The sequence below is a fragment of the Paraglaciecola sp. genome (assembly GCF_030730205.1).
In the GTDB taxonomy this organism is placed as follows: Bacteria; Pseudomonadota; Gammaproteobacteria; order Enterobacterales; family Alteromonadaceae; genus Paraglaciecola.
Window position 1 is genome coordinate 1 of the sequence record NZ_JANQVQ010000275.1, and the last position, 8,850, is coordinate 8,850.

Annotated in this window: 8 protein-coding genes; 1 reads left to right on the plus strand and 7 read right to left on the minus strand. The window is 37.3% G+C overall.

The genetic code is table 11. The features are described 5' to 3' along the window. Positions 1 to 81 precede the first annotated feature (81 nt). Positions 82 to 1,326 carry a hypothetical protein gene (locus tag NWQ57_RS17685; RefSeq protein WP_306023498.1) on the minus strand — a complete coding sequence of 415 codons (1,245 nt, stop codon included), beginning with the start codon at positions 1,324 to 1,326 and terminating at the stop codon, positions 82 to 84. 139 nt (positions 1,327 to 1,465) lie between these two features. Here NWQ57_RS17685 and NWQ57_RS17690 point away from each other — a divergent pair, with 139 nt between their 5' ends. Then, positions 1,466 to 2,812 (plus strand): O-antigen ligase, encoded by a 1,347-nt coding sequence (locus NWQ57_RS17690; RefSeq protein WP_306023499.1) that lies wholly within the window; start codon positions 1,466 to 1,468, stop codon positions 2,810 to 2,812. Here the strand turns inward: NWQ57_RS17690 and NWQ57_RS17695 are convergent. The 6 genes from NWQ57_RS17695 to NWQ57_RS17720 form a co-directional block, all read right to left on the minus strand. Further along, entirely contained in the window at positions 2,802 to 3,926 is a 1,125-nt protein-coding gene (locus NWQ57_RS17695) for a glycosyltransferase family 4 protein (RefSeq protein WP_306023500.1), read from the minus strand. The two genes, NWQ57_RS17690 and NWQ57_RS17695, sit on opposite strands and share 11 nt — an antisense overlap. Before the next feature lie 12 nt (positions 3,927 to 3,938). After that, complete coding sequence (locus NWQ57_RS17700) at positions 3,939 to 5,390, minus strand: lipopolysaccharide biosynthesis protein (RefSeq protein WP_306023501.1); 1,452 nt, start codon at positions 5,388 to 5,390, stop codon at positions 3,939 to 3,941. After that, positions 5,387 to 6,439, minus strand: a complete 1,053-nt coding sequence (locus tag NWQ57_RS17705; RefSeq protein ID WP_306023502.1) for a sulfotransferase — start codon at positions 6,437 to 6,439, stop codon at positions 5,387 to 5,389. Before NWQ57_RS17705 ends, NWQ57_RS17700 begins: the two co-directional genes overlap by 4 nt. Before the next feature lie 2 nt (positions 6,440 to 6,441). Then, complete coding sequence (locus NWQ57_RS17710) at positions 6,442 to 7,557, minus strand: glycosyltransferase family 4 protein (RefSeq protein WP_306023503.1); 1,116 nt, start codon at positions 7,555 to 7,557, stop codon at positions 6,442 to 6,444. Beyond that, positions 7,558 to 8,589, minus strand: coding sequence for an acyltransferase (locus NWQ57_RS17715; protein WP_306023504.1), 1,032 nt, complete (start codon positions 8,587 to 8,589; stop codon positions 7,558 to 7,560). It abuts the gene before it with no gap. A gap of 4 nt (positions 8,590 to 8,593) precedes the next feature. Beyond that, a partial coding sequence (locus NWQ57_RS17720) for an asparagine synthase-related protein (protein ID WP_306023505.1) occupies positions 8,594 to 8,850 on the minus strand: 257 nt, incomplete at its 5' end.

Genomic DNA, 8,850 nt, shown 5'->3' on the forward strand with positions numbered 1-8,850 from the left:
GAGCTGTTAAATGGCAATAACTTGATGTTGGCTTAACCAGATCTCGGGTTAAATAAATAAAAAACCGCTCCCTTGAGAAACTCAAGGGAGTAGTTTATAGGCCAGCATTACAGGTGCTTTTTCAAATTGACTTTGCGAGGAATCGACGTCTTCTAACATGATAAAAAGAATACCGTTTACTTCGTCGAAGTCGGCGCCGATGGTATTTTTAGTTTTGTTTTTGGGTGCAAACGGAAGGTTTAACTTACCATAACTTACCGGTAATAACTCGTGCGGTTTCTTTTTTCCTTGCTGTACTGCGACAAAGTCATTGACGTCGAAAACCCAATAAAAATTATAATAGTCGTTGGGGTTAAATGCACAAGGGCCACCACATTGGTGCCCATTGGTTTGTTTGGCTTTATAACCAATTTTGCTTTCATGGCCGCCTGAGTTACCAATTACCAGGTAATAATCTTTATTGGGTAAAATGAAACCATAATAAGCATTTGATACTTCAGTCCAAATGTTATTTTTTCCAGATTCATTATATAAATCATCTATCATTGGTTGCTTAATGGAAAAGTTCATTAAGGTTCTGGTTGGGATTAATCCGCTTGATTCATTAATGCCTGCAAACGTATCTAAATTTGATATAAATGCCGAAGGACCCATGCTTAGTCTTGAATTTATAGCGTAGTTTCCGGCATAACCATTGAGATAGGTAGCAGAAAAGGTTTGACGCCATTTCTGCGGTAACTTGGTAATCCAACCAGCAGAATGTGCGTACCCTTGCATAGAGAAAAAGCCGTCAACTTTTGATTTTGCAAGGTCATTTGCATTTCGCACAATAAATGTTGTGTGTTTATTGTCACCGGGAGCATCGTAATATTCGACAGCATTAACAAATAATTCGCCTTCAATTATTTCCATGCCGGTTATTCTGTCTAATTTTTGAGGGTTTTTTAGTCGCTTACCATTTTTCAAGAATGGGGAAAATGGCTGAATATTGGAGGCTATTATTAGGTCAGTTGGATCATCGGATTGATGTAATTCGGGGATCAAAAATTCAGCGATTGATTGCAATTGTTCATGCCCTGCGACAAAAACAGATTTTCCATCGGGACTTATAGCAAACGTTCCATTGGCATAGGCCATCCTAGAGCTACCATACATTTCAGTCGAAAACCGAAAAGCCCCAAGGTATTCAAAATTGAATTGTTCGTCTTTGGGCAACAACAGCTGCGTCGGAGCGGAATCTGCGAGGCAGTTGGTTAGCCCTAACAAGAAACTAACCATCAATACTGGCTTACTGATGCGAGTAAAACTGCGTTTTTTTATAATCATATTATGGTTCCAGAGGTTTTCTCTTTGAGTTATGCTTTATCTACTTAGTGTTTTTAGTCTATAGCAACCCTAGTGTATCAGCTATTAGAATTAGAAATTGGGCTCTTGTTAACAAGTTTATGATTAGAAAGGATTTGCATTGCTTAATGTTCTAATGTTTTTTTCAACTTTCTTGGGCGGCGCTATTATGACATTTGCCTCGACCCCAGTATTTGCCTTTGCATTATACCAAGCAGTTTATTTCTTTTATCCGCAAAATCGTTGGTGGGGAGGTATGGTGCCTGATTTGGCGTACTCGTTCTATACCGTAGTTTTAATGGCATTAGCACTGCTCACTTGCTTCAAAGATGCCCAGCAAAATAAATTATTGGCTGCCCCACAGATGAGATGGCTTTTTCTTATCATGATACTATTTGTAACCACCTCATTTTATGCAGTGTTTCCTATTTTTCATGATGATGCCATGGTTAATTTCATAAAGTTAGCCATTATAATGTCTATTGCCTATAAGTTAATTATTGGAGATAGAGAGTTAAATATTGCTCTGTGGGGTTATATTTTTGGCAGTTGGTATATTTCTTTCGTTGCATTTCAAATTGGTCGAAATGCCGGTGATCGAGTTGAAGGCATTGGTGCTGTCGACTCACCAGATGCAAATGGAACTGCCGCATCAATCGCTCCTGCGTTAGTACTCGCTTTTTATTATTTCTGGGTGACCAAAAATAAGTTAGCAAAGGCCGCTCTTGCAATTGCTGGCGTGTTTATAGCGAATGCTATTGTTTTGATAAATAGCAGAGGCGCATTTTTAGGCGTGGCAATTTCGATGATCTATTTCATTTATCATATGTATTTCTCTAGATTTCAACGCAAAAATCAAAAAGTCACAGTTATTGCTTTGGTTGTTTGCGGTTTAATTGGTGCTTCTGTGATTGTTGATAAAAGCTTTATCGATCGTATGGGCACAATAAATAAAGAGAAAGTATCTGAAGATCAAGAAAGTGGCGCTACCCGCACAGCATTTTGGATGGCAGCTTGGGATATGGCAAAAGATCATCCAATGGGAGTTGGTGTTGCTGGTTTTCAATATTATGCGCCAGTTTATATTAATGAAAATGTCAATACAGGCGAGTCAAGAAACCGAGCAGTGCACTCTACTTGGTTTGAAGCGTTGTCTGAACTTGGCTATCCTGGCTTTATTGCTTTGATAGGAATGATTTTGTCTAGTTTTATGACAATGTCTAAAGCCAGGAAAGTATTACGAGAGAGAAATCAAATAGATGAGTATTTTAAAGTGCGCGCAATTGAAGGAGCACTTTTAGCCTTTATAATAACGATGACTTTTTTAAACCGTCTAAGGGCTGATGTTTTGTATTGGTGTGTATTGTATTCTGCATGCGCTTACAATATATACGTAATTAAGCAGTATGAAAGTAGAAGCGTTAATACCTATGAAGAGATTGAAAAAAAGAAAAAGATTAGTCGATAATTTGACTGTAGATTTCTCTCATTTTTGTATTACGTTGTTCGAAAGAAAACTTTTCATTGGCGATATTTATCGATACTTCGCTCATTGATCTTCGAAGTCCTGGATTGCTAATTAGTGTCTCCATATATTTTATTAATTGCTGAGTGACGGAGGTGTTGAAGTCTGGGGGGATGCAATCTACTCGATAGCCTTTAAACATTTTTTCTAAGTCATACTCTGAAATGTCGATTAGAAAACCGCTATTTTCATGTGAGATAATTTCAGGTAATGCCATTGGATTAGTGGCAACTACTGGAATCCCAAAAGCCATTGCCTCTAAAGCAGCAAAACCAAAAGCTTCGTTGTAAGTTGGGAGTAATAGAACATCTACTTTGGGCAAAATTGAATTGATTAGTACATCACGTTTCACTCTTCCTACAAATTCAATATTGGGATTGTGAGTAATTTTATCTAAGTAGGTTTGTTTTAATTTTGTATTTTGCGTATTGAAGTCAATATTTACATCGCTACATATAATCAGTTTTATGTTTTTATGCTTTTGCGCTAACAATTCGAATGAATCAACTACGTTAACTCCACCTTTTCGGAAAAAGTCACCACTGAAAAAGAATGTGGTTTGACTATCAGATTTTTTAACTCTAGGTAACCGCGATACTCTTACTGCAGGATAAACGACAGTTGACTTCTCGTGAACTTTACCGCTGGTAATACCGCCGTAACTCGCTAATGTTTTTTTACCTGCTTCGCTCCAAAAAACGATTTTTTTACAATTGTCTCTTTGAAATAAATATTGCATCAACAATAAACGGCTGAATTTAGGACTCGGAGCGCCTAAAAAACTGAAAGCAAGTGCTTCTTGAAAACAAGCTATGGAATAAACCCAGGGTTTATTTGTATATATCGGACTAATAACTGATTCGATAATATCGCAGTCAGTTTCATCAAACTTACTGAAGTAACCTTTAATTGGACTTTGTAGTATTCTTGAACCATTTCTGGTTCGTTTTAATTCTACATATTCTAGGCTGGCAGGTGCATTCAGGGCTTGTTCTTCATAGGCTCCATGAAAATCCGATACACCAATTTTAATATTTTTATTATTACTATTAGGCAAGGTTTATTCCTTTTAACTTGTTTTCTTTCTAGAAAAAACTGCATTTATTATGGGCAATATTTCAAAGTAGATTGGATGTTTAATTAACCACACTGTGGTAAGCCAGGTAATTGGCATAATAGTAGCCAGAAGTAACAAGCTGAGAATAGGTGGTGCTAGTTCAAAATGAATGAATTGATCAATGAAATAAGCGACTATACTGCAACTGATCACTAAGTAGTAATTCGGCATCATGGATTTGATAAAACGCCATGCAGATAGATTAATGGCTTTTTTAAGCACTAAGGTACACAGGACACTTTCAAACAGGCCAATGCCTACCATACTCCAGGATAATGTTTCTAAGCCAAAATTCACTGACACTAACAGTATAATTACCGTTGATATAAACATAATAAATTGTTTAATAAGTAACAACGATTCGTGACCTGAAGAATAAAGCAAATTTGTACTAAGACTGTGGATGGATTTGAAGATAGCCCAGCCGGTTAAAATAGATACTATAGGGATTGAGGCTGTCCATTGCTCACCAAACATCAATAAAATGGCAGGAGTGCTTGCTAATCCGGCAACGGCCAAAACGGGCCACATAACAGAGCCGAGTAACAGCGATGCCTTAGTGTATGCGGCACTTAGATCTCCGCCTTCTCTTTTGACTTTGGATAAATGTGGCAGGGCAACCTGAATTATACCTGCGCTGATTATTTCATTTAGGAATGTAAGAAAGCCCATACCTCTGGAATAGATTGCAACATCGACAGGTGTGCCTACTTTACCGATTATAATGTCTGGCGCGGCGGTTTCAAATCGGGTCATAATATTGGTAAATGAAATGAAAATTCCAAATTTTGCAATTGGCTTAAGACCTTTAAATCTTGGGACCCAGCTCACTATTTCTGGTTTAAAATAGTAAAGAAAAATCAGTTCTAAGACAGTGCCGATCACAACTCCCCAAGCCAGACCATAGTAGCTGTAACCGGCTAATACCAAACCTATGCTGACCAGTAATTTTAAACTTTGCACCGCAATGTTTATGTACATTAATTCAGCGAATTTCATTTCACGCGTGAGAATGGCACTAGTAACACTTATGAAAGGTGCTAAAAAGAAGCTCGCTGAGAGTATCCGGAAAATTTCAATGAGCGATGGTAGTTGATAGAAATCACCAATATATGGTGCAGTTATAAAAACAGCCGCGCCAAGAGCCCAGCATATAATAACGGTAAGCCCTACTCCTGAACAAACGAGGTCTTTGTTAACAGTTTCCTGCCTAATTAAGTAATTGGTCGTGCCTAATAAACGGAATTCAGTTGCGAGCATAACAACAGACGAAGCGATAGCAAAAATACCAAGCTCTTCAGGAGTCATGATCCTAGCAAGTACGATAACCGATATAAAGCCAATTAATTTAATCAGGTACTGCGAACCTGCAGAAAATAATATTGCTTTTCTTACACTTGTCACCTGATACCACACTGACTGTCTAGTCTGTTTTTTAAAAATAAGTCGAGATTTTTTTCACAGACTGATTCATGTTGATTAAACCAATCGTCGTCAGCCCAGTTCTTCCAACGATTTAAGCCTGGTGAGGCAATTACGCTTGTCATCACATCAGTACTGCTTACAAGGCCGAAGCAGTGAATAATTTTATTGGTGGTTTGTTCTTTGTTAGTCACTAAATCTTCGAAGCTAATGCTTAAGTCTGAATATTTTAAACCGTACAGGTAGGATAACTTCCATAAATAATAAAAGCGCTGATAGGGATGAGGTGTATTTTTGTCACTTAAAAAAGGAAATTGAGCGGCTAGATCTTCACACCAGCTATGTAAATAAAAGTAATCTTTATAGGCTGATTCAACTTCTTCTTTTTTTATAGAATTGTTACTTAAAAATGATAGCCATTGATCTCTTGGATTGCGAAAAATATGCAGAAATTTAGCGTTTGGAAAATGGTGTCGTAACCAGGGTAAACGAAAATCAACTCTATTAAATTGCAGAACGGGCCTGCCTGAAGCATCTTTTATCAAATGACTTATGTATTCTTTCAGTTTAGGATCCCAGCTCCTTGAGTCCATATACAAATCAGCACGTGTCCAATCTTCGTCATAGAACTTGTCAAGTTCTTCCATACCATCAAATTCACGCCAATAATCTTCCACACCCAGATGAGTCGAATCTACGTTACTGCCTCTATCTTGTTTCAAAAACCATCTTCTTTCGTTCAGGGGCTCGTAATATGCAGTAATTTCAGGAATTGTCCTGAACATATTCCAGACCAGAGTTGAACCTGAACGGAAACGACCAGAAATAAAGATAATGTCATTTCGTTCGCTGGTTTCAGTAAGCTTGTTTGGCTGACAACTAACTGTAATATAAGGAGAATTCTTGTTTTCTAAGTAAGTAAACTGTTGTTTGCTCTTCGCAAGTTGCTGAGCTAGTGCTAACCTAACCCGGTCATGTTCTAACATTCTTATAAGCACAGTGACAAATGCATTTTTAATCTGAGCCAACATGTTTATTCACACTCCCTATACAAATTCTCGTAAGCCTGGTTCATGCCTTTCGCAGTAAAATTTTGTTTAAATCGGACAATTGCATTTTTTGACATATTTTGCTTCAGACTTTCATCTGCAAGTAATAATTTTATGGATGATGCAAATGCTTTTGCGTCATCATTTAGTGTTACCAGCCCATTATCTCCATTCTTAATTACTTCTTTGTTTCCACCTGCATCAGTCACCACACAGGCTTTTCCAATAGACATTGCTTCTAATAATGTCATGGATGTGCCTTCGCTAAGTGATGATAATAGATAAATATCAAAACAGCCCAGATAGTTAGCAGGCTGTGGCTTGAAACCGGTGAGAAAAACTTTGTCTTTCAGATCTAATTTAGCCACCTTTTCTTCGAGTTTTTGTCGAGTTTCACCATCACCAACAATAATTAGCACAGTGTTGTAATGTGTTTCGTTAACAATTTTAAACGCTTCTAGCATCATCTCGTGATTTTTTATTGGATCTAATCTTGCGATAGTCCCTAGCACTTTAGTTGAGTCAGAAATGCCCAATTCATTTTTTAATTCACCAATATCTTCGTTATTGATCTGTAAAGCTGAAATGCCGTTATAAATGACTTTGATTTGCTCTTGTGGAATATTCTCAAACTCTATCAAAGCGTTTTTTGTTGCTTGGGAAATCGATGTGATATGGTCAGTGATTCTACACAACCACGGATTTATTAACCTTCGCTTCCAACTGCTTGTATCAGGATAAAAGCGCCCATGCTCTGTAAAGATGACTTTAATTTTAGTACCCCAAGCAGCTAGTACTCCGTATATCCAAGGTGTGTATTGATGGCAATGAAGTACATCGATATTCTGGTTTTTTATATGTTTTCTAATGGCAAAAATGAGTGATATGTCAAATCCTGGATCACGTGCTTTTGCAGTAATTTGAATACCATTTTTTTGTAGAGCAACTCCCCAAGGACCAATTGGCTCTTCAATGCAGTAAATGGACATATCTAAAAGCCTAGGATCAGAGCTCTCGATTAGGTTTTTGATTACCATTTCGGTCCCGCCGATGCGCATATCATAGGTTAAATGGAGAACCTTTTTTATTTTGTTACGCATCTAATGACTCCTCTTTGTGGAAAAGCGAAATTTACTTCTCATTTTAATGAAAGGCACTTCGATGAGTCGATAGAGAACTTCAGAAAGTAATAACGATATAACGAGAGAAATTACATAATAGACAATAAAATGATAATCACTTAAAAAACGCTTGGAAAATGCTAATGCTTCAGGATGCAGTAAATAAAGTGAATATGATCTGGTTGATATATGCATGACCATTTGATACCCAATGGGTTTATGAATAATTGGATTATTAACGGCGTAAAATACAATAAGTGCAAAAATGCATGCCAGTAATAGTTTAGACGGGTCAAATAAATCATCCGACAGAGGCTGCCAGCGTAGATAAAAAAACATTATGTAAGTGACGCTGCCTAAAAGTAGTCCTAAAAATGAATATTTCTTCAGATTGTTCCAAAGTGAAATATGATGATAACTAGTATGTGCTAAAAGTACTCCCATTAAGCAACAATCCCATCTTACATGGGTTTCATTAAGACTACCAAAGCACCCTAATTGCCTAAAAACTGTTGGAAGTAATAACATTATTATTAAGATGAATGTTTGGTTTCGAGGATTAAAGCGGTGTATGAAAACAATAAAGGGAGCAACAAAAAGATAAAACTGCTCTTCTACACTTAAAGACCAACTGACAGAGAAATACTCGAGTGGGTAAAAGTAATTTTGTATAAAGAAAAAATAGGGAAGTGGACTAGGTACCTCATCTTTAGTCATATACAACTGGATTAATGTTAAAATTAATACGACAAAATAAGCTGGCATGGTCCTCATCCAGCGCCTCACCCAAAATCGTTTTACATCAATGTTGTCATATTTTTTTTGTTCAGCGAAAAGTTGTGAGCCAATTAGCCATCCAGATAATAGAAAAAATAAGTCTACACCTGTCCCGCCAAATTGAAGTGGAGCCAAATGAGCCGGAGCGCCAAAACTTAAGACTGTATGTCCAGTAAAAACCAACATAATTGCAGCAGCGCGCAGCACATCAAGGTAATAAATTCTTCCTTGCATAGACTTAGTTCACATCTAGCGCTGATTCACTTGACGCATATTTCACCCACCACATTTCATACATCAACATGCTCCATAGTAATGCACTGTGATCTGCATTTTCATTTTGGTGTTCATGCCATAGTGTTTGAATATAATCGTGATTAAAGATGCTTTTAAGCCCTTGGGCTTGGTCTATTAAATGTAGTTTGGCTAAGTCTTTAATTTCATGCCTAAACCAGCTGGCAAGGGGCACTGAGAAGCCCATTTTTTTACGATACA

Bases quoted from the DNA above. Each gene is read 5' to 3' on its own strand.
- NWQ57_RS17685 (WP_306023498.1), bottom strand. From the start codon at position 1,326: ATGATTATAAAAAAACGCAGTTTTACTCGCATCAGTAAGCCAGTATTG.
- NWQ57_RS17710 (WP_306023503.1), bottom strand. From the start codon at position 7,557: ATGCGTAACAAAATAAAAAAGGTTCTCCATTTAACCTATGATATGCGC.
- NWQ57_RS17715 (WP_306023504.1), bottom strand. From the start codon at position 8,589: ATGCAAGGAAGAATTTATTACCTTGATGTGCTGCGCGCTGCTGCAATT.
- NWQ57_RS17705 (WP_306023502.1), bottom strand. From the start codon at position 6,439: ATGTTGGCTCAGATTAAAAATGCATTTGTCACTGTGCTTATAAGAATG.